General features: G+C 73.6%; 28 protein-coding genes. 8 read left to right on the top strand and 20 right to left on the bottom strand.

Features of this window, described 5'->3' with window-relative positions; all coding sequences use genetic code 11:
- Positions 1–21: 21 nt before the first annotated feature.
- The 5 genes from AC4F3Q_RS05120 to modA all read right to left on the bottom strand — a co-directional run bounded on the left by AC4F3Q_RS05120 (position 22) and on the right by modA (position 4249).
- On the bottom strand, positions 22–837 hold the full coding sequence (locus AC4F3Q_RS05120) for an HNH endonuclease family protein (protein ID WP_491039017.1): 816 nt from the start codon (positions 835–837) through the stop codon (positions 22–24).
- Between the two features lie 91 nt (positions 838–928).
- Positions 929–1408, bottom strand: a complete 480-nt coding sequence (locus tag AC4F3Q_RS05115; protein ID WP_168446666.1) for a hypothetical protein — start codon at positions 1406–1408, stop codon at positions 929–931.
- Between the two features lie 143 nt (positions 1409–1551).
- The gene (locus AC4F3Q_RS05110; RefSeq protein ID WP_491039016.1) at positions 1552–2640 is read right to left on the bottom strand and encodes a sulfate/molybdate ABC transporter ATP-binding protein; all 1089 of its coding nucleotides are present in this window, start codon (positions 2638–2640) and stop codon (positions 1552–1554) included.
- Entirely contained in the window at positions 2637–3413 is a 777-nt protein-coding gene (locus AC4F3Q_RS05105; RefSeq protein WP_350308739.1) for an ABC transporter permease, read from the bottom strand. Before AC4F3Q_RS05105 ends, AC4F3Q_RS05110 begins: the two co-directional genes overlap by 4 nt.
- Before the next feature lie 68 nt (positions 3414–3481).
- Positions 3482–4249, bottom strand: coding sequence for a molybdate ABC transporter substrate-binding protein (gene modA, locus AC4F3Q_RS05100; RefSeq protein ID WP_491039015.1), 768 nt, complete (start codon positions 4247–4249; stop codon positions 3482–3484).
- 186 nt (positions 4250–4435) lie between these two features.
- Here modA and AC4F3Q_RS05095 point away from each other — a divergent pair, with 186 nt between their 5' ends.
- The 3 genes from AC4F3Q_RS05095 to moaA are packed head-to-tail and all read left to right on the top strand — an operon-like array spanning position 4436 to position 6515.
- Entirely contained in the window at positions 4436–4963 is a 528-nt protein-coding gene (locus AC4F3Q_RS05095) for a MogA/MoaB family molybdenum cofactor biosynthesis protein (protein ID WP_491039014.1), read from the top strand.
- The gene (locus AC4F3Q_RS05090; RefSeq protein WP_491039013.1) at positions 4960–5397 is read left to right on the top strand and encodes a molybdenum cofactor biosynthesis protein MoaE; all 438 of its coding nucleotides are present in this window, start codon (positions 4960–4962) and stop codon (positions 5395–5397) included. Before AC4F3Q_RS05095 ends, AC4F3Q_RS05090 begins: the two co-directional genes overlap by 4 nt.
- Positions 5394–6515, top strand: a complete 1122-nt coding sequence (gene moaA, locus AC4F3Q_RS05085; RefSeq protein ID WP_491039012.1) for a GTP 3',8-cyclase MoaA — start codon at positions 5394–5396, stop codon at positions 6513–6515. Before AC4F3Q_RS05090 ends, moaA begins: the two co-directional genes overlap by 4 nt.
- A 123-nt stretch (positions 6516–6638) precedes the next feature.
- Here the strand turns inward: moaA and AC4F3Q_RS05080 are convergent, their stop codons facing one another.
- The 6 genes from AC4F3Q_RS05080 to AC4F3Q_RS05055 form a co-directional block, all read right to left on the bottom strand.
- Positions 6639–6872, bottom strand: coding sequence for a MoaD/ThiS family protein (locus AC4F3Q_RS05080; protein WP_168446662.1), 234 nt, complete (start codon positions 6870–6872; stop codon positions 6639–6641).
- Positions 6872–7201 (bottom strand): DUF6457 domain-containing protein, encoded by a 330-nt coding sequence (locus AC4F3Q_RS05075; RefSeq protein WP_491039011.1) that lies wholly within the window; start codon positions 7199–7201, stop codon positions 6872–6874. The genes AC4F3Q_RS05080 and AC4F3Q_RS05075 overlap by 1 nt, the downstream gene beginning before the upstream one ends.
- A 107-nt stretch (positions 7202–7308) precedes the next feature.
- On the bottom strand, positions 7309–8046 hold the full coding sequence (gene mobA, locus AC4F3Q_RS05070) for a molybdenum cofactor guanylyltransferase (RefSeq protein ID WP_491039010.1): 738 nt from the start codon (positions 8044–8046) through the stop codon (positions 7309–7311).
- Position 8047: 1 nt separating this feature from the next.
- The gene (moaC, locus tag AC4F3Q_RS05065; RefSeq protein WP_491039009.1) at positions 8048–8521 is read right to left on the bottom strand and encodes a cyclic pyranopterin monophosphate synthase MoaC; all 474 of its coding nucleotides are present in this window, start codon (positions 8519–8521) and stop codon (positions 8048–8050) included.
- Positions 8518–9771: a molybdopterin molybdotransferase MoeA gene (locus tag AC4F3Q_RS05060; protein ID WP_491039008.1), complete on the bottom strand. Its 1254-nt coding sequence runs from the start codon at positions 9769–9771 to the stop codon at positions 8518–8520. Before AC4F3Q_RS05060 ends, moaC begins: the two co-directional genes overlap by 4 nt.
- 340 nt (positions 9772–10111) lie before the next feature.
- Positions 10112–11383 carry a ThiF family adenylyltransferase gene (locus AC4F3Q_RS05055; protein ID WP_491039007.1) on the bottom strand — a complete coding sequence of 424 codons (1272 nt, stop codon included), beginning with the start codon at positions 11381–11383 and terminating at the stop codon, positions 10112–10114.
- A gap of 151 nt (positions 11384–11534) precedes the next feature.
- Between AC4F3Q_RS05055 and AC4F3Q_RS05050 the strand changes: the two genes are divergently transcribed.
- Positions 11535–12791 carry a VIT1/CCC1 transporter family protein gene (locus AC4F3Q_RS05050; protein ID WP_491039006.1) on the top strand — a complete coding sequence of 419 codons (1257 nt, stop codon included), beginning with the start codon at positions 11535–11537 and terminating at the stop codon, positions 12789–12791.
- A 143-nt stretch (positions 12792–12934) separates the two neighbouring features.
- Here AC4F3Q_RS05050 and AC4F3Q_RS05045 read toward each other — a convergent pair whose 3' ends face one another.
- Genes AC4F3Q_RS05045 through AC4F3Q_RS05025 form a run of 5 tightly spaced genes read right to left on the bottom strand, consistent with a single transcriptional unit; the run spans position 12935 to position 16688 of the window.
- On the bottom strand, positions 12935–13735 hold the full coding sequence (locus tag AC4F3Q_RS05045) for an ABC transporter permease (RefSeq protein WP_168446655.1): 801 nt from the start codon (positions 13733–13735) through the stop codon (positions 12935–12937).
- A complete protein-coding gene (locus AC4F3Q_RS05040) occupies positions 13732–14682 on the bottom strand; it encodes an ABC transporter ATP-binding protein (protein WP_491039005.1) in 951 nt (316 codons plus the stop codon). The genes AC4F3Q_RS05045 and AC4F3Q_RS05040 overlap by 4 nt, the downstream gene beginning before the upstream one ends.
- A 1-nt stretch (position 14683) precedes the next feature.
- Positions 14684–15430, bottom strand: coding sequence for a hypothetical protein (locus tag AC4F3Q_RS05035; protein ID WP_491039004.1), 747 nt, complete (start codon positions 15428–15430; stop codon positions 14684–14686).
- Complete coding sequence (locus AC4F3Q_RS05030; RefSeq protein ID WP_491039003.1) at positions 15427–16320, bottom strand: ATP-binding cassette domain-containing protein; 894 nt, start codon at positions 16318–16320, stop codon at positions 15427–15429. Before AC4F3Q_RS05030 ends, AC4F3Q_RS05035 begins: the two co-directional genes overlap by 4 nt.
- The gene (locus AC4F3Q_RS05025) at positions 16317–16688 is read right to left on the bottom strand and encodes a GntR family transcriptional regulator (RefSeq protein WP_168446651.1); all 372 of its coding nucleotides are present in this window, start codon (positions 16686–16688) and stop codon (positions 16317–16319) included. Before AC4F3Q_RS05025 ends, AC4F3Q_RS05030 begins: the two co-directional genes overlap by 4 nt.
- A 196-nt stretch (positions 16689–16884) precedes the next feature.
- On the opposite strand from AC4F3Q_RS05025, the gene AC4F3Q_RS05020 reads away from it, so the two are divergent.
- From AC4F3Q_RS05020 to AC4F3Q_RS05005, 4 genes are all read left to right on the top strand, one after another.
- The gene (locus AC4F3Q_RS05020; protein ID WP_491039002.1) at positions 16885–18204 is read left to right on the top strand and encodes an MFS transporter; all 1320 of its coding nucleotides are present in this window, start codon (positions 16885–16887) and stop codon (positions 18202–18204) included.
- 196 nt (positions 18205–18400) lie between these two features.
- Complete coding sequence (gene aztD, locus AC4F3Q_RS05015) at positions 18401–19753, top strand: zinc metallochaperone AztD (protein WP_491039001.1); 1353 nt, start codon at positions 18401–18403, stop codon at positions 19751–19753.
- A gap of 266 nt (positions 19754–20019) precedes the next feature.
- Positions 20020–20607 (top strand): TetR/AcrR family transcriptional regulator, encoded by a 588-nt coding sequence (locus AC4F3Q_RS05010; RefSeq protein ID WP_168446648.1) that lies wholly within the window; start codon positions 20020–20022, stop codon positions 20605–20607.
- A gap of 118 nt (positions 20608–20725) precedes the next feature.
- Positions 20726–21688 (top strand): DUF5692 family protein, encoded by a 963-nt coding sequence (locus tag AC4F3Q_RS05005; RefSeq protein WP_491039000.1) that lies wholly within the window; start codon positions 20726–20728, stop codon positions 21686–21688.
- 97 nt (positions 21689–21785) lie between these two features.
- Here the strand turns inward: AC4F3Q_RS05005 and AC4F3Q_RS05000 are convergent, their stop codons facing one another.
- The 4 genes from AC4F3Q_RS05000 to AC4F3Q_RS04985 all read right to left on the bottom strand — a co-directional run bounded on the left by AC4F3Q_RS05000 (position 21786) and on the right by AC4F3Q_RS04985 (position 26622).
- On the bottom strand, positions 21786–22454 hold the full coding sequence (locus tag AC4F3Q_RS05000; RefSeq protein ID WP_491038999.1) for an SRPBCC family protein: 669 nt from the start codon (positions 22452–22454) through the stop codon (positions 21786–21788).
- 69 nt (positions 22455–22523) lie between these two features.
- Positions 22524–23336: a hypothetical protein gene (locus tag AC4F3Q_RS04995; RefSeq protein ID WP_491038998.1), complete on the bottom strand. Its 813-nt coding sequence runs from the start codon at positions 23334–23336 to the stop codon at positions 22524–22526.
- Positions 23337–23338: 2 nt separating this feature from the next.
- Complete coding sequence (locus tag AC4F3Q_RS04990) at positions 23339–25036, bottom strand: DivIVA domain-containing protein (RefSeq protein ID WP_491038997.1); 1698 nt, start codon at positions 25034–25036, stop codon at positions 23339–23341.
- A gap of 125 nt (positions 25037–25161) precedes the next feature.
- On the bottom strand, positions 25162–26622 hold the full coding sequence (locus AC4F3Q_RS04985) for a flotillin family protein (RefSeq protein ID WP_168446643.1): 1461 nt from the start codon (positions 26620–26622) through the stop codon (positions 25162–25164).
- Positions 26623–26733: the final 111 nt, after the last annotated feature.

The following is a 26733-nucleotide window of genomic DNA, read 5'->3' as shown; positions in this document are numbered from 1 at the left end:
GCCAAACTGGATCAGGGGCGTCTAGAAATGTGGACGAGCGGACGTGATCTGCGTCTCCACGGTCACGCACGAGTCGAGCGTCCGCCCGATCGCGCGGCGCTCCGCGGTCGTCACGCTCAACGACCAGCGCGCCTTGACCGTCACCTGCGCTGCGACGTACCGGCAGCGGTATCCGCGCTGTGGCGGGAGCCACCCGTCAGCAGACGCCGCGCCCTTGTCCTGGTTCGCCGTGCCGTCGACCGCGAGCAGGTTCTGCGGGTCGTTCGCGAACCGCGCGCGGTCCTCGGCGGTCCAGGCGTGCGCGCCCGAGCGCCAGGCATCGGCGAGGGCGACGACGTGGTCGACCTGGACGAGCGAGCTCGTGTCCTGCCCCCGCCGGAACTCGACGTCCTGACCTGTGTAGCGGTCAGCGAGACGACCGCTCAGGACGACGCAGTCCTGCGTGCCGGGCTTGAACGTCACGGCGGTCAGGTCGCGGGCGAGGACGTCGTTGCGGGTGTCGCAGCCGTTGCGGTCGACGTCCGCCCACGCCGGGCCGAAGGCCTCCCGGTCGTAGGCAGGAGCGCGCGGAGCGTCGACCACGGCGAGCGTAGCGAGGTCGGCGCGGACCTGAGCGAGCTGCTCCGCCGTCACGGGGTACGTCGCCCCGGGGGCGCGGCCGCCCAGCAGCAGGACCGCGAGGACGGCCCCGAGCAGCACGGCGACGCTCACGAGGAGCCGGACCGTCCGGCGTCGAGCCCCGCGTGCCCGGCCGCCGCGCCCCGCCTGACGGCGCGGGCGGGCGGAACCACGGACGGACGGACGGGAACGCGCAGGTTGGAGGGCGACGGTCGGCACCGGACAAGGATGTCCGACCCGGCTGACATCCGGGCGCACACCGCTCACGGCGCGTCATCGACACGCGCCGCCACTGGTTGTGGGCGGCCTGCTAGCTCCGCACGCCCGGCTCGGCGGACCACGCCACGACGACCGCCGCGCACACCGCGGCAGAGACGAGCGCGACGAGCCACGAGTCCCGCATGAGAGCACCGAACACCGTGATGGCGTGCGCGGCGACCACGAGCGCCGTCGCCCACGTCCGTACGGCGTGCAGCGGGGCGGGCGTCCGGGGCAGGCGCCCCGTCCACAGGGCCTCCGCCGTCGAGGCGAGCGCGCCAGCAAGCACGATCGCCGCGACGATCACCCCGGTACGGGACAGGACGCCCGCGCTCGCGGTCCCGTCGAGACCGGCGGCCGCGATCGCTCGCGAGGCGAGGGCGAGCACGCTCCAGCCCGCGCCGACGACCTCGACCGCGAGCACGGCCGCGACGACGCGCGACCGGACGCGCACGCGCGTGCCCCGGGTCCCCGTGGCAGGTGGCGCGGCGCGGTCTCGGCGCACGGCCATGATGATGCTGTTGTCGCTCATGGAGCCCCCTGGTTCCGTCTGTCCCTGCGATTCTGGCGCGCAGGGCCGACTGAGTCATCATCCCTAGGAATGAGAACTCATCCACCATCGGGCAGGGGAAAGCACCCAGGCCCGCGTCGGTGCGCAGGCCACAGCGCTGGACATCAGCGGGCGTAGGTCGTGACGCCCGACGCGTCCGCGCGGCACCATGCACGTGCGAGGACGCCGTCGGGCAAGCCGCTCGTGGTCGCCCGCTCGAGGCGCGCCGCATCAGCGAGGCTCGCCCATGCGGACACGCGCGCTCCCTCCGCCTGGCCGAGCCGGCCGCGGACGAGCGCGTGGTCCCCACGCGGCTCGACCCCGTCGACAGCGAGCGGAAGGTCGCCCGGACCACCCGGCCCGTCGACGAGGCGCAGCGCCGTCGGCGCGAGCACGGCCCACGCCTCGCTGCCAGAGCCCGGCACAGCCCCCGGGACCGACGTCGCGACGCCAGGCACGAGCGACCCGTCATCGAGCAGCAGCCCGTCCGCGACGGCCGTGCCGCGCACCCGCTCGAGACCCGCGAAGTGCGCCGCGAAGTCCGACCGCGGCAGCGTCAGCGCGAGATCGACCGGCGCGTCGTCGACCACCTCCCCCGCCTCGAGCACGACGACGCGGTCGGCGAGCGTCAGCACGTCCAGGACGTCGTGGCTCACGAACAGCGTCGCGCGCCGCTCCTGGCCCGCGAGCAGGTGACGCACCTGCGCCGCGGCACGCACGTCGAGCGACGCCGACGGCTCGTCGAGCACGAGCACCTGCGGTCGGGACGCCAGCGCCCGCGCGAGCGCGACCCGCGCCGCCTGCCCGCCCGACAGACGCGCGCGACGCACACCGACGAGGTCCGCGAGCCCGACCGCCTCGAGCCAGCGCGCCGCCTCCGCCCGCGCGCGGCCCCGCGCCACACCCCGCGACCGCAGCCCGAACGCGACGTTGTCGACGACCGACAGATGGTCGAACAGCAGCGGCTCCTGCCCGAGCAGACCCACGTGCCGCTCGTGCGGCGGGACCCACGTCGCGGCGTCGGCCACCGTACGGCCGCCCAGCCCGACGCGGCCCGCGGAAGGCCGCACGAGCCCCGCGACGAGCTCGACGAGCGTCGACTTGCCCGACCCGTTGGGCCCGACGAGCGCGACACGCTCGCCCGCCGCGACCGTGAGCGCCGCACGCACACGCCCCGCGACGTGCGCGTCGACGTCCACAGCAGGCGCGGTCACGGCGCCACCTCGCGTGCGGCGCGAGAAGCCCGCCGGTCGGTCGCGCCGTACGCGACGACGACGAGCACCGCCGCCACGACCATCAGGACGAGCGCGAGCGCGAGCGCGGCGTCCGTGTCGGACTCGCGTCGCAGGTAGATCTCGAGCGGCAGCGTCCGCGTCGTGCCCTGGAGCGAGCCCGCGAACGTCAACGTCGCACCGAACTCGCCGAGCGCCCGCGCGAACGCGAGCACCGCCCCGGCCGCGAGCCCCGGCAGCAGCCGCGGCAGCGTGACGCGCCACAGCACGCGCGACGGCCGCGCCCCGAGCGTCGCCGCGACCGCCTCGTGGCGCGTCCCCGCCGTGCGCAGCGCACCCTCGCACGTGAGGACGAGGAACGGCATCGCGATGAACGTCTGCGCCAGCACGACGGCGGTCGTCGAGAACGCGATCGACACGCCCCACGCGTCGAGGTGCTGGCCGAGCAGGCCGCGCCTCCCGAACGCCGTCAACAGCGCGAGACCGCCCACCACAGGCGGCAGGACGAGCGGCAGCAGCACGACCGCGCGCACGAGCGAGAGCCACCGCGCCCGTCCGCGCGCGAGGACGAGCGCGATCGGCACGCCCAGCACGACGCAGAGCGCGGTCGTCGCGAGCGACGTCCGGAGCGACAGGCCGAGCGCCGCGCGGGACGCCTCGCTCGTCACGAGCTCGGGGAGACGCGCGAGGTCGACCCTCAGCACCACGCCGACGAGCGGCACCGCGACCAGCAGCAGCCCGAGCACGGCCGGCACGAGGACCCACCGTGGCGGTCGCACCGGGACGGCAGGCGCCCGCGAGGCCGTGCTGCGCGGCGAGCGCGTCACGTGTCCCCGAACCCCAGCCCGAGGAGCACCCCGGTCCCGATCTCCGAGACGAGGAAGTCGATGAACGCGCGCGCGGCCTCGGGGTGCTCACCCGCGAGCGGTGCAGCCTGGTACGTGTTCTTGTCCTCGATGCACTCGGGGCACGGGACGATGTCCACCTTCGCGGTGACGATGTCCGTCTCGTAGACGAGACCCGCGTCCGCCTCGCACGCCACCACCTTCGCGAGCACGTCGCTCACGTTCGACTCCTCGGAGACGGGGTGGAGCCGGACACCCGTCGCGGCCTCGACGCGCTTGGCCGACGCTCCGCACGGAACCTCGGGCGCGCACATGACGAGAGCGAGGTCGTCGTCGGCCAGGTCTGCCCACGAGGTGACGCCCGCGCGGTTGCCGGGAGGGGTGGCGATGATGAGCGTGTTCGTCGCGAAGGACCGGGGCTCAGCCACGACGAGCTCGGGCGCCTCGGTGACGACGCGCTGCATCGTCAGCTCGTCGGCAGTGGCGAGCACGTCGGCCGGAGCGCCCTCGAGGACCTGCGCGGCGAGGTCCTGCGACCCGGCGTAGGAGAAGGTCACGCCGATACCGGTCGACTCCGTGAACTGCTTGCCGATCTCCTCGAACGCGATCGAGAGGGACGCTGCCGCGAACACCGCGATCTCGTCCCCCGCGAGCTCGGCACCACCCGGCCCTCGTTCGCCCGCGCACGCGGTCAGGCTCGTGACGAGGACGAGCGCCGCGGCTGCGGCGAGCGGTCGGCGGTTCACCGGTGGTCTCCTGGAGTCTCGACGATGAGGGACGTGGCACTCACGATGGGAGCGATCCTAGGCCCGGACGTGCGCAAGGCCGAAGCGTGTGCGGGGCCGTGCGCAGTGCATGGACTCGTGCCGCGCGACGATTTTCACGGCGGTATCGTTGCGGAAACGCTCGACCACGTCACCAGGAGGCGCCACGTGACCCCAGCAGCCGCCTGGCACGTCCACGTCATCACCGTCTCCGACAGGTGCGCCTCCGGGGACGCGGTCGACCTGTCGGGCCCGCTCGCCGCGAAGATCCTCACCTCCTCCGGCTTCCACGTCACGACATCTCTCGTGCCGGACGGCGCAGCCCAGGTGGGCGAGGGCATCGAGGCCGCGCTCGTCGACGGCGCTCGCGCCGTCATCACCACCGGCGGCACCGGCGTGACGCCCCGCGACCAGACGCCCGAGGGAACGCGCCCCCTGCTCGACGCCGAGCTCCCCGGCATCGCCGAAGAGCTGCGCCGCCGCGGCGCCCTCTCCGTGCCGGCCGCGCTCCTGTCCCGCGGCCTCGCGGGCGTCGCGCACGTCCCCGGGCCCGACGGCGGCACGCGCCGCGGCGTCGTCGTGAACCTTCCCGGCTCGCAGGGCGGCGTCCGTGACGGCCTCGACCTGCTCGCGCCGCTCCTGCCGCACCTCCTCGACCAGCTCGACGGCGGCGACCACACAGGAGACGGCGCATGACGACCGCGCCCAGCACGACCGCCGTCCGGCTCGCGCGCGTCACCGACGTCCCGCTGAGCGTCGACGAGCACCTCGAGGCCGTGCGGGCCAGCGCCGCGGGCGCCGTCGTGACGTTCATCGGACAGGTCCGTGACCACGACCCGTCAGTCGTCGGCGAGGTCACGAGCCTCGAGTACTCCGCGCACCCCGACGCCGAGCAGGTCCTCGCCGACGTCGTCGCCCGCGTCGCAGCGCCCGGCACGCTCGTCGCGATCTCCCACCGCACAGGCCTGCTCGACGTCGGCGGTCTCGCCCTCGTCGCCGCCGTCTCCGCAGCGCACCGCCGGCTCGCGTTCGAGACGTGCGAGGCGCTCGTCGAGGCGGTCAAGGCGGAGCTGCCCGTGTGGAAGCGGGAGATCCTGCGGGACGGCACCTACCACTGGGTCGGTCTGTGACCTTCCTGCCCGTGCCGCTCGTGCGGCCGCAGGACCCGGCGCCCGGGCCCGGCCTCGTGGCACCCGAGCCCGCACCTGCCGCACCCCGCCGGACCGAGGGCGCGCGTCCCGCGCTCGTCGACGGCTTCGGCCGGGTGCACCGCGACCTGCGCATCTCGCTCACCGACCGCTGCTCCCTGCGCTGCCTCTACTGCATGCCTGCCGAGGGCGTCCCGTGGCTGCCGAAGGACACGCTGCTCACGACGCCCGAGATGGCGCGGATCGCACGCGCCGCCGTCGCCGCAGGGGTCCGCGAGATCCGGCTGACGGGCGGCGAGCCGCTCCTGCGGCCTGACGTCGTCGACGTCGTCGCCGCCCTCGCCGAGCTGCGCGCTCCCGACGACGCGCCCGACGCAGGCACGCCCGTCGAGCTCTCCCTCACGACGAACGGGCTCGCGCTGCCGCGCGTCGCGCAGCGGCTCGTCGACGCCGGCCTGGCCCGCGTCAACATCTCGATCGACACGCTCGACCGGGACCGTTTCGCGACGCTGACCCGCCGCGACCGGCTCGACGACGTCATCGCGGGGATCGACGCCGCGCTCGCGGCCAGCCTCGCGCCCGTCAAGCTCAACGCCGTCGCGATGCGCGGCGTCAACGACGACGAGATCGTCGCGCTCACCCGGTTCGCCGTCGAGCGCGGGTGCGAGATGCGGTTCATCGAGCAGATGCCGCTCGACGCAGGACACGTGTGGGACCGCGTCGAGATGGTCGACGGCCAGGAGATCCTCGACGTGCTCGCGCGCGAGTTCACGCTCACGCCCGTCGGGCAGCGCGGTGCTGCGCCCGCGGAGAAGTTCCTGCTCGACGACGGCCCCGCGACCGTCGGCGTCATCGCGTCGGTGACCGCGCCGTTCTGCGGGTCGTGCGACCGCGTGCGCCTCACCGCCGACGGCTACCTGCGGTCCTGCCTGTTCGCGCGCGAGGAGACGGACCTGCGGTCCGTCGTGCGCTCGGGTGCCGACGACGACGCGATCGACGCGGCCCTGCGCACGTGCCTCGCCGGGAAGAAGGCCGGGCACGGTATCGGCGAGCCTGGCTTCGAGCAGCCCGACCGCCCGATGAGCGCGATCGGCGGCTGAACCAGTCACGGGCGGGGTCTCCCTCGAGGTCGTGACTTCGGCACCCAGGTCGTGAGCCAGGGCTCACGACCTCGGGTCGAGGCTCACGACCTCGACGGACGTCCCAGGACTCGGGCGGCTCGCTCAGCCGCCCGCGAAGGGCGGCAGGACGTCGACCGTCGCGGACGCCGGCACCGGCTCGGCGTCGTCGGACGCGCGCCGCCCGTCGACGAGCAGCGCGCACCGGTCCAGGACCGTCCCCAGCCGCGCCACCCCGCCCAGGGCGGCGCGCAGCGCGCCCACCGTCGGCGCGTCGACCGTCAGCTCCGCCGCTCCCGCAGCCTCAGCGGCACCGGCGAACAGCCTGACCTGCGCCATCAGGAACCCTCGGCCGTGCCCGCGACCTCGGGCCGCCACGACGAGACGAGAGCCGACGCCTTCGTCGAGAGCTCGCGCACCGCGGCCGTCGTGTCGGGCTCGCCCGCCGACGAGTCCGTCGCGATCCCCGTGGAGAGACCCGCCGCGAAACCGATCGCGAACGTCGTCAGCGGCCCCGCCGGACGCGCGACGCCGTGCGCTGCGACGCGCGTGGCGTCGAGGAGGGCGTCGATGTCGACCTCGCCGAAGGACACGCCGAGCTCTCGCTCGAGCGCGGCCATCCACTCGACGAGCGTGACACGGACATCGATGTTGTCGGACGGGCTCATGGGATCACCTCGTTGTCAGGGCCATCGTGTGCCCACCATCCTTCCACCCGCAGGCACGCACGGCCCCTCCCGGACGCCGGCCGCCCGCAGCTGGTCGGTCGCCCCGGCTAGTCGGACGGGCGGTGCTGGTCGGACGGCCGGTGCAGCGCGTCGAGGTCAGCCCACGTGTCGACGTCGGCGCTCGCGCCCGTGACGTCGTCGACCCGGACGAGGTCGAGGCCCCCGACGAGCCCGCGCACGCTCGCCCCGCTGAGCGCGCCGCGCTCCGCGGCGATCGCATCGCTGAGCGCGCCGCGCTCCGCGGCGATCGCATCGCTGAGCGCGCCGGCGAGCGCTGAGCGGCGGTAGACGGCGAGCAACCACTGGTCGCGCCCGTCAGCCCGCGCGCACGCGCCGTCCGCGGCCGGAGCCGCCTGCAGCGCGCCGACGAGCGCGGGCAGCATCCGCGCACCCCCGGGGACGTCGCACGCGACGACCGCGACCATGTCACCGGCGCTCCGCGCGGTGCTGGCCCGCAGCGGCGACCCCGCGTCACGGTGTGCCGGGGCGCGCCCGGTGGTGTCGTCGAGCACCGCGAGCCCCGCGGCGATCCCGGCGACCGGCCCGCCGAACGGCGGATCCTCCTGCACCTGGACGAGCGGCACGGCAGACGGGACAGCGACGTCGGGCGGCCCCACGACCGCGACCCGCCGCACGAGGCCCGACTCCGCGAGGCCGTCGAGGACGTGCGCGAGCAGCTCACGCCCGTCGAGCAGGACGTGCGGCTTCGCCGCGCCGTCGAGCCGCCGCGCCCGGCCGCCCGCGAGCACGACCGCGTCGAGCACGGGCACGGGCGGGACGGTCACGTCAGTCCTCGCGGTGCCAGTCGCCGGACTTGCCGCCCGTCTTCGCGACGAGCTGCACGTCGGCGATGTGCACCGACTTGTCCATGCCCTTGACCATGTCGACGACCGCGAGAGCCGCGACGCTCACCGCGGTCAGCGCCTCCATCTCCACACCCGTGCGGTCGGCGGTGCGGACGGTCGCGACGATCGCGACGCCGTCGTCCGTCACCTCGAGGTCCACGACCGCGCCGTGCACCCCGATGACGTGCGCGAGCGGCAGCAGCTCCGCCGTCCGCTTCGCGCCCGCGATGCCCGCGATGCGCGCGACCGCCAGGACGTCACCCTTCGGAGTCGAGCCGTCGCGCAGTGCCGCGACGACCGCGGGCGTGCACACGACCCGGCCGTGCGCCGTCGCCGAGCGGACGGTCGGCACCTTCTCGGTGACGTCCACCATGCGCGCGTGGCCGGACTGGTCGAGGTGCGTGAAGCTGCTCATCGGTCGATCTCCATCAGGGTGAGGACGTCGCCGGGACGCACCTCGTCGACGTCCGCGGGGACGACGGCGAGCGCCTCAGCGAGGGCGAGGGACGCGACGAGGTGCGAGCCGGAGCCGCCCGACGTCGCGGGGCGGGCACCGTCGTCGTCGACGACGACAGGTACGTGCTGGGTGCGGCCCGCCGGGCTGCGCCAGCCGGTCGCCGCGACGACGTGACGTGCAGGGGCGTGCGGTTCCTGGCCGAGCAGGGCGCGCAGCAGCGGCCGCACGACCACCTCGAACGACACGAACACGCTCACCGGGTTGCCCGGCAACGTCACGATCGGGGTGCCGTGCACGCGACCGTAGCCCTGCGGCTTGCCCGGCTGCATCGCGACCTTCGTGAACGTCACGGCCGGCGCACCGTCAGGGCCGGGGGCGGAGAGCAGCTCCTTGACGACGTCGTGCGCGCCCGCGCTCACCCCTCCCGACGTGACGATCAGGTCCGCGTCCGCCGCAGCCGTCTCGAGAACGGCGCGCAGCGCCGCCGGGTCGTCCGCGACCGCGCCCACGCGGTGCACGTCCGCACCGGCCGCACGCGCGAGGCCCGCGAGGAGCGTCGAGTTCGAGTCCGGGATCTGACCGTGCTCGAGCGGCTCGCCCGGCGCACGCAGCTCGGCGCCCGTCGACAGGACGTGCACGCGCGGGCGACGGACGACGTCGAGCGTCGCGTACCCGACCGACGCCGCAGCCGACGCGTGCCGTGCCGTGAGCCGCGTCCCGGCCGCGATCACGACGTCCCCCGGCGCGACGTCGTCGGCTGCGCGCCGCACGTGCGCACCCTCCGCGGGTGCCGCGACGACCTCCACGCGGACCGTGTCACCGCCCCCGGCGAACGTGCCGGTGACCGTCTGCTCGACCGGCACGACCGCGTCCGCACCCGGCGGGACCGGTGCGCCCGTCATGATGCGCGCCGCCTGGCCAGGCCCGACGTGCGGCTGGGCCGCGCTCCCCGCGGGAAGGTCCGCGACGACGTCGAGCGCCCTCGGCGCCTGCGCGGTCGCGGCCAGCAGGTCCGCCCGCCGGACCGCGAAGCCGTCCATCGCCGAGTTGTCGAACGGCGGCACGGCGACGCGCGCGAGCAGGTCGGCGGCAAGGACGCGGCCCGGCGCGTCGTCGAGCGCGACAGTCTCGACGGCTGGCGTGCGGCCGTCCGCGAGCGTGAGCACCTGCGCGACATGGTCGGCGACAGGGACGAGGGCAGCAGGCACGACCCCAATCTAGCCGCGCGAGATGGGCCACGGTCGTGGCGGCCCACGGTGGCCCACCTTGGCCCACGGCGGTGCGGCTGGCACCTGCCCGCCGTGGCCGATGGCGGTGCGGCTGGCGCCTGCCCGCCGGCGAGTCCGTCACCTCCGGCTGAGTCCGTCAGCTGCGACCGACGGACTCGGCCCGGGACTGACGGACTCACGGCCCTGCACCCGGCGCGCCAGCGCCTGGCCGCCGCTGGCCGCTGCTGCGGCCGGGGCCGCCGAGGTCGTGACTTCTGGCCTGAGGTCGTGCGTCGGAGGTCGCGACGTCGCGCTCTAGGTCATGACGTCGACAGCGGCGTCAGGCCTCCGGCCAGACCGTCATGCCGCCGGGGAGGTGCGCGACGCGCGTCCAGCCCGCCGCGCGCAGCAGCGTCAGGGCTTGCGCGGACCGACCGCCGACCGCGCAGAACAGGACGACGTCGCGGTCTCGCGGGACCAGCGCCCGCCCGTCGGTGGTGAGGAGCACGTCGAGCGGGACGTGCACGGAGCCCGGGATCGTGCGGATGTCGCGCTCGTGGGTGGTGCGCACGTCGACGACGACGACGTCGTCCTTCCCCGCCTCGCGCGCGTCGAGCCGACGACGCAGCTCGCGCGCCGTGATCTCGTCGGGCAGGTCGGTGGCCGCCGCGGGCAGGTCTGTGGCCGAGGTGACGCTCTGAGCCGACCCCGGGTTGCCGGACCCGGCGCCGCCCGTGGCCGCGCCGTCCGTGCTCGCACCGGCCGTCCGGGCGCCGTGGGAGCCGGCACCGTTGGTCGCGCCGCTGGTCACCGCGCCGTGGGACCCGTGGCTGTCGGTCCGGGGGCCGTGCGTGGCGACCAGCGGCACCTCGGTCCAGCGCGACCGCAGCGCGTCGATCACGAGGACACGCCCGAGCAGGACGTCGCCGACGCCAGCGACGAGCTTGATCGCCTCCGTCGCCATGAGGGACCCGACCTGGCCGCACATCGCCCCGAGCACGCCGGCCTGTGAGCACGACGGCACGCTCCCCGGCGCGGGCGGCTCGGGGAACAGGTCGCGGAGAGTGATGCCGCGGCCGTCGGGCGCGTCCGCCCAGAACACGGAGACCTGCGCGTCCATCTGCAGCACGGACGCCCACACGACGGGCAGCCCGAGGCGCGCGCACGCGTCGGAGACGAGGTAGCGGGTGTCGAAGTTGTCCGTCCCGTCGAGGACGAGGTCGTAGCCGCGCAGGATCCCGTCGGCGTTCGCCGCGGTCAGCCGCACGTCGTGGAGCACGACGTCGACCCCCGGGTCGAGCGCCCGCGCCGCCCGCGCGGCCGAGCGCGTCTTGAGCGTCCCGACGTCCTCGGTGCGGTGCAGCACCTGACGCTGGAGGTTGGAGAGAGCGACGACGTCGTCGTCCACGACGCCGAGCGTCCCGACGCCCGCCGCGACCAGGTACGAGATCGCCGGGGAGCCGAGGCCGCCCGCGCCGAGCACGCACACGCGCGCGTTGCGGACGCGCCGCTGCGCCTCCTCGCCGAACCCCGCGAGGAGGAGGTGCCGGGAGAAGCGCTCGACGTCGTCGGGCGTGAGCGGCGGCCCGACCGCGACCAGGGGTGCCAGCATCCCCCCAACCTACCGGCGGCCTCGCGCCGTCGACGGCTCTTGTGGCTGCGGGCAGGGTGCCGCGCGTCATGGTCGAGGTCCGCGCGAAGTGCGGACGGCCGAACTTTCCCGCTCGGGGACGCGGCGCGGTGCCCCTGGAAGGATCAGGGGTATGCCCGACAACCTCGACACCTCGCCGCGCCCGGACGACGACGCGCAGCACCCGTGCGGTCGCACGCCGTCGGCCGCCGACGTGCGCCGTTGGCGCCGCTACCTCGCGGACGAGCTGGCGGAGGCGCAGGTCTACCGCGACCTCGCCCAGAGCCGCATGGGCGAGGAGCGGGAGATCCTCCTCGCGATCGCCGAGGCCGAGGGCCGGCACGCCGCGCACTGGACGACCCTGCTCGGGCCCGACGCCAAGCCTGCCGCCCGCACGCTGCGCAGCCGTGCGCTCGGCTGGCTCGCCCGCCGCTTCGGCTCCGTGTTCACGCTCGCGCTCGTGCAGCGCGCGGAGTCGCGCTCCGAGTACGAGGCCGACGCTGACGCGACCGCCGCGATGGCAGCCGACGAACGGATCCACGAGGAGGTCGTGCGTTCCCTCGCGACGCGCGGCCGACGCCGTATCTCGGGGAACTTCCGTGCCGCCGTCTTCGGCGCGAACGACGGCCTGGTGTCGAACCTCGCCCTCATCCTCGGCATCGGCGCATCCGGCGTCTCAGCGGCGACCGTGCTGCTCACGGGTATCGCAGGTCTGCTCGCTGGCGCCCTCTCGATGGGTGCCGGCGAGTTCGTGTCGGTGCGCTCGCAGCGCGAGCTCGCCGAGGCGTCCCGCCCGTCGCCGCACGCGCGCCGTGCGCTGCCTGACCTCGACGTCGACGCGAACGAGCTCGCGCTCGTGTACCGGGCCCGCGGCATGGACACCGAGTCCGCGGAGGAGCGCGCGCGCCGCACGCTCGCGCTCGTGCAGCGCGTCGAGCAGGCGCAGGCAGGCGAGATCGACGTGCTCGAGCTCGAGGAGTCGGCCCTGCCGTCCGACGCGGTGCACGCTGCGGCCAGCGAGGAGCCGCACCACCCGGCGCACGGCGCGGAGTGGCACGACGGCGCGAGCCACGATGCCGACGCGCAGGACGAGGGCGAGTCGCACGACCTGCTCGGGTCGGCGTGGGGCGCGGCGGCGTCGTCGTTCTGCTTCTTCGCGAGCGGCGCGCTCCTGCCCGTGCTGCCCTACCTGTTCGGGCTCGAGGGGTTGGCGGCCGTCGTGGCCGCGACGCTCGTCGTGGGCCTCGCGCTGCTCGCCACGGGGGCGACGGTCGGCGTCCTCTCGGGTGCGTCGCCGGGCCGCCGGGCGCTCCGCCAGATCGCGATCGGCTACGGCGCGGCCGGCGCGACCTACCTGCTCGGCCTGGCGTTCGGCACGACGGTCGCGTAGGCCCTGACCTGCGTGAAGTAGGCCCTTGCTCGCGACGTAGGCCCTTGCAAGGCGCTACCTCGCGTGAACGGGCCTACCTCGAGGAGCGAGGTGGCGGGCGGAGCGCGGCGGGCAGAGCGCGGCGGGAGCGTCCGTCGCGCGACTCAGCGCGACCAGCGGAACGTCTTGGTCGCGACCCCGAACAGCACGACCGACCACGCGGCCATGACGCCGAGCTGCAGCCACGGGACGCTGCCCTCGAACCACGCGGCCGTCATCGCTTGGGACGCCGCCCCGAGGGGCGTGTAGGACGAGATGGTCTGGAGGGTGCCGGGCATGAGCGGCCCCGGCGTCCAGAGGCCCGCGAAGAACAGCATCGGGAAGTACAGCAGCATGCCGATCCCCGACGCGGACGACGCGCGCGGTGCGAGCCCGCCGATCACGAGGCCGATGCTGAACATCGCCGTGACCGCCAGCGGGAAGGCCGCGACCGCGACGAGCGGCAGCTCGGGGCCGGGTGTCCCGACGGCGAGGAGCGCGGCGAGGAGCGCGATCACCGAGCCGGCGACGACGCCGCAGAGCTGGACGACCACCTGCGCGAGGAGGACACCCTGGGGGCGCATCGGCGTCGTCGACAGCCGGCGCAGCACGCCCGTCTCGCGGTAGCCCGCGAGGATCAGCGGCAGGGAGGTGAGGCCGGCGGTCGCGGCCGAGACGCACAGGATGATCGGCAGGAACATGTCGATCACGCGCAGGCCGAGCCACGGTGCGGGGACGTCGGTGAGGGGCTCCCGCATGCCGGGCACGATGAACCCCATGCCGAGCAGCAGGACGCTCGGGAACGCGACGACGAAGAAGACGTTGCCCGGGTAGCGCAGGAACAGCCGGGCCTCGGAGCGGACGAGCGTGGACAGGCCGCGCATCCCGCCACGGGCGGGCGCGGGCGCGGTGACGGTGCTGGTCATGACGTGACCTCCTGACCCTCGTGGGTGACGAGAGCGACGAACGTGTCCTCGAGGGAGCGGGTGCGCGTGCGGACCTCGTCGGGGACGATGCCGAGCGCGTGCAGGGCGATGATGACGTCGGGCAGGACGGTGCGGGTGCCCGTCACCTCGATCTCCTCGCCGACCTGCGTGACCGCGGTGACGGAGGGGAGCGCGGTGAGCGGCGCGTGGTCGATGAACGGCTCGGGCAGGCGCACCCGGAAGGTGCGGTGCTCACCGCTCGCGCCGGTGAGCTCGGCGGGGGTGCCCTGGGCGACGACGCGGCCCTGGTCGATGACGACGAGGCGGTCGCACAGCCGCTCGGCCTCGTCCATGAAGTGCGTGACGAGGATGATCGTCACGCCGTCGTCCCGGACGCGTTCGACGAGGTCCCAGGTCTCGCGCCGCGCGTGCGGGTCGAGCCCGGTCGTGAGCTCGTCGAGGATCGCGACCTTGGGCTTGCCGATCAGGGCGAGGGCGATCGACAGGCGCTGCTTCTGACCGCCGGAGAGGGCCTCGAACGCGGTGTTGCGACGGTCCTCGAGCCCGAGCAGGGTGATGAGCCGGTCGGGGTCGTCGGGGTCGTCGTAGAACGACGCGTAGAGGGCGAGAGCCTCGTGGACGCGCAGCTTGGCAGGGAGCTGGGACTCCTGGAGCTGGATGCCGAGGCGCTCGCGGACGGTGAGCGCGTCCGTCGGGTCCTGAGGGTCGTGGTCGAGGACGCGGACGGACCCGCCGTCGACGGTGCGGAGCCCGGCGAGGCACTCGACGGTCGTGGTCTTCCCGGCCCCGTTGGGGCCGAGGATCCCGAAGATCTCGCCGTGCGCGACGTCGAAGCTCACGTCGTCGACGGCGACGGTCGTGCCGTAGGTCTTGCGCAGGTGGGTGACGCGGACGGCGGGGGTGTCCGCTGCGGCGCTGCGGGGCATGTCAGCCCTCCTTCTTGGCGATGGGGACGCGACGGACGAGCAGGTGGTAGGCGGCCGCTGCGGCCGCGAGGACGAGGACGCCGAGGAGCGGGTGCGACGGCATGCTGCCGGGAGCGTTGCCCCACGCTGTCCACTGGTCGTCGCTCGGCATGCCGACCCATCCGGTCAGGAGGATCGGGCTGAGGGCGAGCGGGAGCGCGAGGATGCCGCCCAGCCCGCCGAGACGGTAGAAGCAGATGCCGACGAGCAGGCCGCTGAGCATGCCGGCGCTGAACAGCAGGGCGAGGCCTGCGCCGTACCGGAGAGCGCCGTCCTGCAGCACGGTGCGACCGACGTCGCCGCTCCCGTGGACCCAGCCGAGGCGGTCGTAGACCCAACGTTCGGTGACGAGGAGGGTGGTCGCGACGACGGCGTTGCCGACGCCGGTCGTGACGGCTGCGATGATCGCGCCCTTGATGAACGAGGCGCGGGTCATGCCGGCGGCGACGTGCGTCGTCAGGAGGGACGTCGTGACCATGATCGCGATGCTGAACGGGAACCAGAGGAACGCGTGGTGGGAGAAGGCGACGGCGGACATCTCGACGTCGACGGAGCGGCTCACGATCACGAGGACCGCGACCACGACGACGAGGGCGATCGCCCACGCCCAGGCCATGAGGTACGCATAGACGCTGAGCTGCCAGGCGGCCGAGCGCCGCCACTGCGGCGCGCGGCGGGTGGGGCGCGCGGTGCGGGTCGTGGTCGTCATGCGTGGGCCTCCGTCCGGGTGGGGTGCTCGGTGAGGTGGATGAACAGGTCCTGCAGGGGGACGGGGCCGGCGGTGACGCCGTGGTCGGCGGCGCGGTCGAGGACGGCGGTGTCGAGGTCCCCGAAGAGGGTGGCCTGCCGGGTGGGGCCGAGGTCGCGCGAGCCGATGACGGTCTGGCCTGCGGCGAGGCGGTCGACGGCGTCGGCGGGCCCGGTGAGGGTCGCTCCGCGGGCGCGCAGCTCGTCGGCTTCCTCGCTGAGGAGCAGCCGGCCCTGGTGGATGATCGTGACGGTCTCGAGCATGGCCTCGATCTCGTTGATCAGGTGGCTGGAGACGATGATCGTGCGGGGGTGTTCGGCGAAGTCGGCGAGCAGCGCCTCGTAGAACGTGTGGCGTGCGGGTGCGTCCATGCCGAGGTGGACCTCGTCGAACATGGTCAGCGGGGAGCGTGACGCGAGGCCGGTGACGACGCCGAACGCGGAGGCCTGCCCGCGGGAGAGTGCCTGGGGCTTGGTGCGCGGGTCGAGGCCGAACCTGTCGAGGAGGTCCTCGGCGAACGCGCGGTCGAAGGTGGGGCGTGCGAGGGCGAACCAGTCGAGGTTGACCGTGAGCGGTTCGTCGCCGATGACGTCGCCGCACTCGCGGACGAGGCAGGTGTGCTCCATGCGGCGCTCGTCCTCGAACGGGTCGCCGCCGTCGACGGCGACGGTGCCGGCGGACGGCGTGCGCAGGGAGGCGAGCGCGGACAGGAGCGTGGACTTGCCGGCGCCGTTGCGGCCGAGCAGCCCGTGGATGCGGTCGGGGGCGAGGTCGATCGTGACGTCGGTGAGGGCGGCGGTGCGGCCGTACGAGACGCCGAGGCCGGAGGTGCTGACGCTGTAGCCGGTCACTGTCGGTCTCCTTCCTGGGGCTGCCGGTCGAGGTGGGCGGTGAGGTCTGCGGTGGTGATGCCGAGGAGGGCGGCCTCGCGGAGCACGGGGTCGAGCCGCTCGGTGAAGAACGCTTCGCGGCGGCGGTCGCGCAGCAGGGTGCGGGCGCCGTCGGTGACGAACATGCCGACGCCGCGCTGCTTGTGCAGGACGCCTTCGTCGACGAGCTGGGCGAAGGCCTTGGCGGCGGTGGCGGGGTTGATGCGGTAGGTCGTGGCGTACTGGGTGGTGGACATGACCTGGTCCCCTTCCTTCAGGGCGCCGGACAGGATCTCTGCGCGGATCGACTCGGCGATCTGCACGTAGATGGGTTCGCGTCCGTCGAACACCGGCCACCTCGCTTCGTTGGTTAGTTACATGACTAATGAACCACGGAACCTGGGAGTGCGCAAGAGGCAGGGCGCCCTTTCGACAGGGTGTATCTGACACCGCGTCGGGGCTTCCTTCTGGTGTCGGTGCCCGTGTCTCCGGGGGGAGGCGCGGGCGCCGATCCAGCGCGGCGGATCTGCGACGTAGGCTCGCGGGGTGCCTCGCCTGCTCATCGACACGACCCCGCTCCAGGAGTCCCCTGACTTCCGCCGCCTGTGGACGGGACTCGGGCTGTCGAGCCTCGGCACGCAGCTCACGCTCGTCGCCGTGGGCCTCGAGGTGTACGCGCTCACGGGCTCGTCCTTCGCGGTAGGCGGCATCGGCGTCGCCGCGCTCGTCCCGCTCGTCATCACCGGGCTGTACGGCGGCGCGGTCCTCGACGTGCACGACCGCCGCAAGGTCGCCCTGGCCTCCGCGGTCGTCCTGTGGCTCGTCACGGCGCTGCTCGCCCTCCAGGCGTGGCTCGACGTCGACCAGCTCTGGGTGCTGTACGCGCTCGTCGCGGTGCAGCACGGGGCGTACGGCATCAACAGCCCGGCCCGCACCGCGATCATCCCGATGCTCGTCCCGCCGCGCAGCCTCCCGGCGGCGAACGCCCTGCAGACGCTCGTCTTCAACACGACCCTCATGGTCGGCCCCGTCGTGGGCGCGATGCTCGTCGCCCGCTGGGACTACGAGATCGCGTACACGATCGACGCCGTGATGTTCCTCGCGGCGCTCTGGGCCATGCTGCGGCTCCCGGCGCTGCCGCCCGGCACCGTCCTCTACGCGCACGACGGCGACGCCCCCGTCGTCTCGACGGCACCGACGCGGCGCCCGGGCCTCGGCGCGGTCGTCGAAGGGTTGCGCTACCTGTCGACGCAGCCGAACGTGCGCATGACGTTCCTCGTCGATCTGGCCGCGATGGTGCTCGCGATGCCGCGCGTGCTGTTCCCGGCGATCGGCGTCGTCGTCCTGGGTGGCGGCGAGAGCACGACGGGCCTGCTCACGGCGGCGATCGCCGTCGGCGGGGTGGTGGCCGGGCTGCTCTCGGGCGGCCTGACGGGCATCCGGCGCCAGGGCGCCATGATCGTCTGGTCGATCACCGTCTGGGGCCTGGGTGTCGCGGCGTTCGGCGCCGTGCTCGTCGCGGCGGGCCGGACGACACCGTCGCACGTCCTCGTGCCCGCGCTCGTCGTGGCGCTCGTCGCGCTCGCGGTGTGCGGGGCGGCGGACAACGTCTCGGCGATCTTCCGTCAGTCGATCTTGCAGACGGCGGCGCCGGATGACATGCGCGGGCGCCTCCAGGGGGTGTTCATCGTCGTGGTCGCGGGTGGTCCGCGGGCGGGTGACATGTGGCTCGGCACGCAGGCCTCGTGGTGGGGCGAGGGTGTGGCGGCGCTCGTCGGCGGCCTGAGCTGCATCGTCGTGCTGTGGCTGCTCGTGCGGTGGCAGCGCGGCTTCCTCGCGTACGACGCGGCCCACCCGACGCCCTGAGTCGCCGCGCGGGCGGCTCCCTCCGCTGACCGATCGCCCGGATGCGCACCTGACGTGTGCGTCCGGGCGATCGGTGCAGCCGGTGGGCACGAGACGCACCTTTCTCTCGTGTTGACGATAACGGTTCTCATTATCTAGTGTGCGGAGCGGACATCCCCCGACCGAGAGGAGCGGGCGCCCACGCGCCCCACCAGCCATGACACGCACCAACCGCACACCCTGGGCGCGCCTCGCGCTCGGCATCGCCGTCCCGCTCGCCCTCCTCGGCGCGTGCGCGAGCGACCCCGGAACCCCCGCCGCGACCACGGCCACGACGCCCGCGACCGTCACCGAACCTGCGACCGAGCAGGCCGCGGCCAAGCCGCGCATCGCCGTCACGTACGACGGCGGCGTCCAGGTCCTCGACGCGTCGACCCTCGAGGTCCTCGCCGACATCCCCGTCGACGGATACGTGCGCCTCAACGCCGCAGGCGACGGCCGCCACGCGCTCGTCTCGACGTCGCGCGGCTTCGAGGTCCTCGACCTCGGCACGTGGAGCGAGGCGCACGGCGACCACGCGCACCACTTCACCTCCGCCCCGCACCTCACGGGCGCCGTCTACCCCGCGCAGAAGCCCGGCCACGTCGTCGTGCACGACGGGCGCACCGCACTGTTCGACGACGGCACGGGCGCGATCGTCGTCGTCGACTCGTCCGACGTCGCGGCAGGTCCCGACGGCGCCGAGGGTGCGCGCCGGCTCACGACGCCCACCGCCCACCACGGGGTCGCGGTCGAGCTCGGCGCCGGCAGCCTCGTCGTCTCCGACGGGACCGCCGAGGAGCGCACGAGCGTCCGCCTCCTCGACGCCGCGGGCCAGGAGACCGCGCGGACCGACGCATGCCCCGGAGTCCACGGCGAGGCCGTCGCGCAGGGCGACGCCGTGCTGATCGGCTGCGAGGACGGCGCCGTGCTCGTGCGCGACGGGGAGATCGCGAAGATCGACAGCCCGGACGCGTACGGCCGGATCGGCAACCAGGCCGGGTCGCACGCCTCGACCGTCGTGCTCGGCGACTACAAGAGCGACCCCGACGCGGAGCTCGAGCGTCCGACGCGCATCTCGCTCGTCGACACGCAGGACGCGACGCTCACGCTCGTCGACCTGCCCGCGAGCTACACCTTCCGCTCGCTCGAGCGCGCCGACGACGGCGCCGCGCTCGTCCTCGGGACCGACGGGGCGATCCACGTCATCGACCCGGCGAAGGCCCAGGTGGCGACGTCCGTCCCGGTGATCGACGCCTGGGAGGAGCCGCTCGAGTGGCAGCAGCCGCGACCGGCGATCCGTGCGCTCGACGGCTCCGTGTACGTGACCGACCCGGCGACGCGACGGATCCTCGCGGTCGACGTCGAGACCGGCAAGGTGTGGCGCGAGGCGACGCTCGACGTCGTGCCCGACGAGATCGTCGGCGTCACCGGCGAGGCGCCCGAGGCGCACGGCGAGGACCACGCCGACGGCGGGCACGACGAGGCCGGGCACGAGGACGCAGGGCACGAGGGCCACGACCACGACTGACCCCGCCTGACCCGGCGCCTCAGCGCCGCCCCCGGCGCGCCAATCCCCTCCCGACCGATCGCCCGGATGCACACCTGACGTGTGGATCTGGGCGATCGGCGCGTGGAGGGGCAGGTCGGGGGCTCGGGCACGCGGCGTGGGCGCCGAGGGGCGTCGCGCGACCTCCTGACCTGCGGTGGGACCTTCGTCCTGACTTCTCGCGCTGCTATTGACGCTGTGTCAATAGCAGGCCTACGGTCGTCACGACACGAGGTCAGGAGGCCCCCATGGCTGAACGCAAGCAGCGCATCGATCCCGAGGTGCGCGCGGAGGAGATCGCCGCTGCCGCCCGCGCGCTCTTCTCCGAGAAGGGCATCGGTCGCACCTCCATCAAGGACGTCGCCGAGCGTGCCGGCATCGCCCGCGGCCTCGTCTACTACTACTTCCCCGACAAGGACGCGCTCGTCGACGCCGTCTTCGAGAGCTACGCCGACGAGTTCGCCGAGGCCGTCCGCCAGTGGGACGCCGCCCGCGAGGTCGGCAACATCGACAAGGCCCTCGTCGACTGCATCGCGCTCTTCCGCCAGCACCTCGGCTCCGAGGACCCGCTGCGGGACGACCTGCAGCGCGTCGAGAACGCCCGCCTCTACAACCGGTTCCTCGACCACGCCGTCCGCGCGATCGTCGCGTGCCTCAAGGTCACGACGATCGAGGCGTACGCCGCCCGCCACCGCATCCGCATCGAGCACGTGCCCGAGACGTTCTACGTGCTCATCTACGGGCTCGTCGGCCTCGTGCGGAACAACCCCGACACGGACGACGCCGTCCTCGTCGCGATCGTCCGCCAGGCCCTGCACATGGGCGAGGAGGGCTGAGCCGCGAGCTGAGATCTGAGCGCAGGCTCCCTTCACGCGCCGGGAGCCGTCACGCGCGAGGGGTGGCGCGCCACCGTGGCGACCCGTGTCGCCGCAACCTTCGTCCAAGGAGATGACGGTGTTCCTCTTCGACTCGATCCCCTGGTACTCGGCCCTCATGTGGTTCGTCGTGCTCGGGGCACTCATCGGCCTCAACGAGCTCGTCCGCTGGTCCAAGAAGGCCGCGATCGCGCTCTTCATCGTGCTGCCGATCATCCTGACGATCTTCGTCTGGCCGCAGACGGCCGGCGCTGGATCCTCGACCGGCACCTGGTTCCACTGGGTCAAGGTGTACTCGGCCCTCGCCGGCTGCATCGGCTTCATGCTCATCCGCTACAACCCGCGCATCGCCGCGATGAAGTACGCGCTGTGGTTCCCGCCCGCGATCCTCGCGCTCAACATCGCCGAGGCCGTCGTCCGTGACTTCCAGGTCTCGGGCATGCACGGCATGGTCGACGGCGTGTTCATGGTCGGCGGCTCGTGGAACATCATGAACGGCATCGCGGGCATCCTGAACCTCGTGACGATCTGCGGCTGGGTCGGCATCTTCGTCACGCGCGACCGGTTCCAGGACATGGTCTGGCCCGACATGATGTGGTTCTGGATCATCGCGTACGACCTGTGGAACTTCGCGTACGTCTACAACTGCGTGGGCGACCACGCGTTCTACGCGGGTGCCGCGCTGCTCATCTCGTGCACCATCCCGGCGTTCTTCCTGCGCAAGGGCGCGTGGCTGCAGCACCGTGCGCACACCCTCGCGTTCTGGATGATGTTCACCATGGCGGTCCCGTCGTTCGTGACCGACTCCAAGTTCGCCGTCGACGCGTCGCACAACACGACCGCCCTGTTCGTCGTGAGCCTCCTGTCGCTCCTCGCGAACATCGCCGTCGTCGTCTACCAGGTGCGCGTGATCGTCACGAAGAAGCGCCACCCGCTGCGCGACGAGCTCTTCATCGAGCAGCCGTCGTACCAGCGGCTCGCGGCCGAGCGCCCCGAGGCTGCTGGCGAGGCGCGGACCGCCGAGGCGGCTGCGGCAGTCTGACCGTCGCCCGGAGCCACCGATCGCCCGCATGCACACGTGACGTGTGGATGCGGGCGATCGGTGCACGATGGGGAGGGCAGAAGGCCCTCGAGGTGCGTCAGGCGGCGAGGAACGCCGCCGACTCGGCGCGCTCACGGATGCCGCGCAGCATCTGCTGGCTCATGAGGAACGACACGAGCGACGCGGGCTCGACGACGAGAGCCGCCGTCTTCGCGAGGTACTGGTACCGCTCGCGCACGACGAGACGCGTGCCGACCGCCCCAGGCAGGAGCGTGAACGACCACGTGAAGCGGAACGGCGGGCCCGCAGGGCCGGTCGAGCCGAGCGGGGACCGCAGGACGAGCGTGCGACCCGGCTCGAGCATCGCGACCTCGAGGTCGAATCCCTCCGCGAGGGCGACGAGGTCGCCGACGGCGAGGGTCTGCAGGTGCGGCTCGATGCGGTCGGCCGACCGGATGTCGAGGCCCGCGAGGTTCTCGAGGAAGTCGTAGCTGTAGAAGCCGCCGCGGCCCTTGCCGAGCTGCACGAGCCACGGCCACACCTGATCGGCGGTCGCGCGGATCGAGACGGCGCGCGTCGACTGGTGGTCGGCGATCGGCAAGAGGTCGTCGCCCGGGAGCGCGGCGTCCAGCTCGGACTCGGTCGTGCCCCACTGCAGCGACCACGTGCGCAGCAGAGGCAGCGAGCCGACGGCGAGGGCCCCGGCGAGAGCAGCCACCCGTGCGGGCGTCGGCTTGGGCGGGAGCAGTCGTCGGAGGGCGCTCATCCACCTACCCAACACCGACGGGCCCGGATCCGCCAGTACCGGAGGTCCCGGCCAGCGACGACGTCCCGTTCAGGCCCGTGGTGGCGTCGGCCAGCCGAAGCGTGTCCGGAGGGCCTTCACCCCTGCGGCAGGCCAGGTGGCGACGTGTCCCGCGAGGTGCTCCTCGGCGAGGTCGAGGAGGGTGCGCGCGGCGTCCTCGGGGCTCTGCGCGAGCGCGGCGTCGAGCCGCGCCCCGACGCCGGGATAGGCGTCCTCGAAGCGACGCTTGCGGTCGAGGTGGTCGACGAACGCGTCGTCCGACGGCGGCAGCACGGTGGTCCACGCGTCGATCAGCTCGGCGACGGCATAGGTGCGCACGTGCGCGCCCGCGGCGACGAGCTCGCCGCGACGGGCCCGGCCCGCACCGATCAGCAGCAACGTGAGGAAGAGCCCGAGCGCTCTGTCGACGTCCACCTCGCGCGGCCCGGGGGTCTGCTCGACCGCACGACGGATCGCGTCGGCGACGTCACCCCGGTCCAGGACGACGCGGTGGTGGTTCGTCGCGAAGCCCGCGACCTCGTCGAGGGTCGCGACGGCGAGCTCGAGGACGTGCGCGTCGTCGTACACGACCTTGAGCCCGTGCGCGGTCTCGCGCGGCGCGAGGACGATGCGCTCGGGGTCGGGCAGCCACGACAGGTCACGACGCATCTGCTCGGCGACCTCGTCGTGCACGACGAGGTAGAAGTCGTGGTCGCTCCACTGGTCGAGACGCTCACGCTGCGCACCCGAGCCGAGCAGCACGAGCCCGAGGACCTCGTCCCGCGTCGTGACGGACGAGACGAGCCGCTCGGTGAAACGGTCGAACAGCTCGGAGGCGTCGTGCTCGGCCGTACCGCCCGGCACGGTCAGCCGAGCTCGACGACGAGGCCTGTCGCGGACTTGTTCACGCGGACCGCCTGCACCTCGGTGCCGTCGGGGAGGACGAACGTCAGGTTCTCCTTCGCATCGCCGACCGACGTGGCGCGCGCATAGGTGAGCTGGCGCAGGAACGCCTGCGAGTCGAGGCCCTCGACCGCAGGAGCGGGCGCGGTGGCCGTCTCGATCGTCGACATCGCGAGACGCCGGGTCGCGAGCTCGGGAGCGGGCTCGGGAGCGGGCTCGGGCTCGACGGCCGCGGGCGTGGAGGGCTCGACGGGCGCGGCCACCTCGGGCTCGGACACCTCAGGCGCCGGCGGCTCGCTCGCCAGGGGCGCGGACGCCTCGGCCTCGGACGCGTCAGGTGCGGACGGCTCGCTCGTGATGGGCTCGAACGCGGTGACCGGAGCCCACGCTTCCTCCTCGACCCCGAACGCGTCGGCGGCGATCGGTACAGGGGCCGGGAGGACGGACGGCGTCGCGGTCCACTCAGACGACGCGGGGGGCGTCCACGGCTGCGACGCGGGCGCGGCCCAGGCGTGGCCCTCGGCGCCGATGGGGTCGGGGGCGTCGGCCTCGGCCTCAGCCTCGGCGGGCGCGGGCGCGGGCGCGGGCGCGGGGGCGGCGGGCTCGAGCGTGGCGTCGTCCGCCGACTCTGGCGCGGAGGAGCCGGCAGGATCTTCGGGGGTGGCCACCGCATCGCCCACAGGCTCGTCACCGGGTGCCTCGGGTGCGGCAGCAGAGGAGGTCGCCCAGGCAGGGAGCTCGACGGCGGGAGCCGTGTTCTCCGGGGTCTCGGCGGGCGTGGGCGTGAACGCGGGAGCCGGCTCGTCGACAGGGGTGACCGGCGCGGGGGTCTCGTCGGCGGTAGCGGTCTCAGGCTGGGGCTCCTGCACGCCGGTCGGTGCCCACTGCGGCACGAACGCGTCGCTGTGGCGCGCGGCTGTCTCGGCGAGCGAGCTCGCCCACGGCAGAGGTGCCGGAGGGTTCTGCGGGGTCTCGGGGGCGGGCTCGGCCGGGGCCGTCTCGGCGACCGCGGGTGCCGCCTCCTCGACGGGGCCCGGCTCGGCGGGTGCCGCCTCCTCGACGGGGCCCGGCTCGACGGCCGCAGGCTCGGCAGGCGCCTCGAGCGGCGAGGCCTCGACGGTGGCGGGCTCCGGCGTCGTGCCGCTGGTCGGCGTCGCCTCCGGCGCGTCCTCGACGGACGCCACCTCCGCGGTTGCGGCAGCCTGCACCGGCGCAGCGGGGCTGGCGGCAGGGCCGCCGAGGTCCTCTGCGTCGGCCGGGGTCGCGAGCGACGGCGCGGAGACGTCTGCGGCGGGCGCGACGTCCGGCGCGGTCGGCGCCTGCGGCTCCTCGGGCTCGTGTGCGCTCACCGGCGAGAGCGGCTCGCCGCGCTGGGCGCGGGCGATGTACGTGTTGAGCGTCGTGATGATCTCGTCGAGGAGGTCGTCCACCTCGACGACGTCGTACCCCTCGCGCAGGCGCGTCGACGTGAACCGTGCCGCGAGCAGGTCGTTCGGGGTCAGCAGCGGGGAGCCGTCAGCCTTGACGGTCTCGCCGCGCTCGAGGTGGGCGAGGGTGTCAGACGCCGCGTCGAGGACCTGGTCGACCTCGGGGATCTCATAGCCCTCACGGAACTTGGTCGCGGTGAAACGTGCGCTGCGAACGTCGGCGGATGACAGCATGCGTGACCTCGATGGGTGAGAGCCGTGACGGGTGTGCCGATGATATCGACACGCTGGGGCCTCGTCATGACCTGCTGACGCGTCGGACCAGGGTGAGTTCTCGCCCGGTCCGACGCGTCAGAGCGTCAGGACGCGGGGGTGGAGCTGCTCGGAGGCTTCGGAGCGCCGGAGATGCCCTGGACGAACGAGGACAAGTCGACCCCGAGCAGGGACTTGATGATCTCCTGGCCCTCACCGAGGACCGAGCTGACCGACTTCGTCAGCTGGGACGCGCCGTCCGTCGAGATGACGGTCATGTTGTCGATCGACGCGAGCGGCTCGGCTGCGGCGCGGACGATCTCAGGCAGGCGCGAGATGAGCTCCTGCGCGAGCGCGGCCTCGCCGTACTTCTTGAGCGCCTCTGCCTTGGCGTCCGTCGCGGCGGCCTCTGCGCGGCCCTCCGCCTCGGTCGCGGCCGCGCGGGCCTCACCCTCGGCACGGATACCGGCGGCGAGGGCGACCTGGCGGTCACGCTCGGCCTCACCGGCGCGGCGGACGGACTCGGCGGCCGCCTCGGCGTCCTGGATCGCCGCCGTCTTGTTCGCCTGCGCGATGGTCGTGCGCTTGAACGCGTCGGCCTCGGTCGCGGCGTTCGCGGCGTCACGCTCGGCGTTGGCTCGCTGGACGGCGGCGTACGCGTCGGCCTCGGCGGGCTTGCGGACCGAGATGTCGAGCTCTTCCTCGGTCACCTTAGCCTGCTCCGCGAGGGCTTCGCGCTGCTGGGTCGCGACGAGGCGGTCCTGCTCGGCGCGGGCGAGCTGGCCGGCAGCCTCCGCCTCGGCGTTGGCGCGGTCGGTCTGCGCCTTGATCACGGCACGCTTGAGGTCGAGCGCCTTCTGACGCTCGGCGATCTGCTCGGCCGCCTCGATCACGGCGAACTCGGCGATCCGCTGCGCCTCGGCCTCGGAGACCTCGGCGACCTGGCGTGCGCGCGCGTTCTCGGCGCGGCCGAGGTTCGCGAGGTAGTCCGAGCCGGGGGTCGAGATGTCGGAGATGTTGAGCAGGTCGACCTGGAGGCCCTGCTCGGAGAGGTCCGTCTTGGTCGAGTCGACGACGCGATCGGACAGGCCCTTGCGGTCGGAGATGATCTGCTCGATCGTCATGTCGCCGACGATGGAGCGCAGCGAGCCCTCGAGGGACTCCTTGATGATCTCGGTGAGCGCACCCTGCTGGGAGAGGAAGCGCTGCGCGGCTCGCCGCACGCCGTCCTCGTCGCCGCGGACCTTGAAGTTGATGGACGCCTTGATGGCGATCTTGATGCGGTTCTTGTCGACGCCCTCGACCGTGATACCGATCTGCCGCTGCTCCAGCGAGATCGCGAAGCCCTGCTGGAGGATCGGCCACACGAACACGCGGCCGCCGACGACGACCCGCTGCCCGCCGATCGCCTCGGCGGCGCGCTTGCCTGCACCGCGACCGACGATGACGAGAGCCTCGTTCGGCGGGACGCGGCGGATGCGGTTGGCGACGAAGGCGACGATCGCGAAGAACGCGATCGCGAGCGCTCCGACGCCGATGACTGTCCAGAAGTTCGGGTCGTTCGGCATGGTGGCCCCCTGCAGGGGAGTCCTTCCTGTGCGGCGTTGCGGTCAGGTGGTGCTGCGCCGCGTGCGGCGGCGCCGTTCGGTGCCTGCGCATGCAGGCCGGATGGTCCCCTG

This window comes from Flavimobilis sp. BM9 (assembly GCF_058313055.1).
The sequence above is the reverse complement of the archived record's forward strand: the minus strand, read 5'-3'. Positions and strand labels throughout refer to the sequence as shown.

Bases quoted from the DNA above. Each gene is read 5' to 3' on its own strand.
- AC4F3Q_RS05115 (WP_168446666.1), bottom strand. From the start codon at position 1,408: ATGAGCGACAACAGCATCATCATGGCCGTGCGCCGAGACCGCGCCGCG.
- AC4F3Q_RS05090 (WP_491039013.1), top strand. From the start codon at position 4,960: ATGACGACCGCGCCCAGCACGACCGCCGTCCGGCTCGCGCGCGTCACC.
- AC4F3Q_RS05080 (WP_168446662.1), bottom strand. From the start codon at position 6,872: ATGGCGCAGGTCAGGCTGTTCGCCGGTGCCGCTGAGGCTGCGGGAGCG.
- AC4F3Q_RS05075 (WP_491039011.1), bottom strand. From the start codon at position 7,201: ATGAGCCCGTCCGACAACATCGATGTCCGTGTCACGCTCGTCGAGTGG.
- moaC (WP_491039009.1), bottom strand. From the start codon at position 8,521: ATGAGCAGCTTCACGCACCTCGACCAGTCCGGCCACGCGCGCATGGTG.
- AC4F3Q_RS05055 (WP_491039007.1), bottom strand. From the start codon at position 11,383: ATGCTGGCACCCCTGGTCGCGGTCGGGCCGCCGCTCACGCCCGACGAC.
- AC4F3Q_RS05050 (WP_491039006.1), top strand. From the start codon at position 11,535: ATGCCCGACAACCTCGACACCTCGCCGCGCCCGGACGACGACGCGCAG.
- AC4F3Q_RS05045 (WP_168446655.1), bottom strand. From the start codon at position 13,735: ATGACCAGCACCGTCACCGCGCCCGCGCCCGCCCGTGGCGGGATGCGC.
- AC4F3Q_RS05040 (WP_491039005.1), bottom strand. From the start codon at position 14,682: ATGCCCCGCAGCGCCGCAGCGGACACCCCCGCCGTCCGCGTCACCCAC.
- AC4F3Q_RS05035 (WP_491039004.1), bottom strand. From the start codon at position 15,430: ATGACGACCACGACCCGCACCGCGCGCCCCACCCGCCGCGCGCCGCAG.
- aztD (WP_491039001.1), top strand. From the start codon at position 18,401: ATGACACGCACCAACCGCACACCCTGGGCGCGCCTCGCGCTCGGCATC.
- AC4F3Q_RS05010 (WP_168446648.1), top strand. From the start codon at position 20,020: ATGGCTGAACGCAAGCAGCGCATCGATCCCGAGGTGCGCGCGGAGGAG.
- AC4F3Q_RS05000 (WP_491038999.1), bottom strand. From the start codon at position 22,454: ATGAGCGCCCTCCGACGACTGCTCCCGCCCAAGCCGACGCCCGCACGG.
- AC4F3Q_RS04990 (WP_491038997.1), bottom strand. From the start codon at position 25,036: ATGCTGTCATCCGCCGACGTTCGCAGCGCACGTTTCACCGCGACCAAG.
- AC4F3Q_RS04985 (WP_168446643.1), bottom strand. From the start codon at position 26,622: ATGCCGAACGACCCGAACTTCTGGACAGTCATCGGCGTCGGAGCGCTC.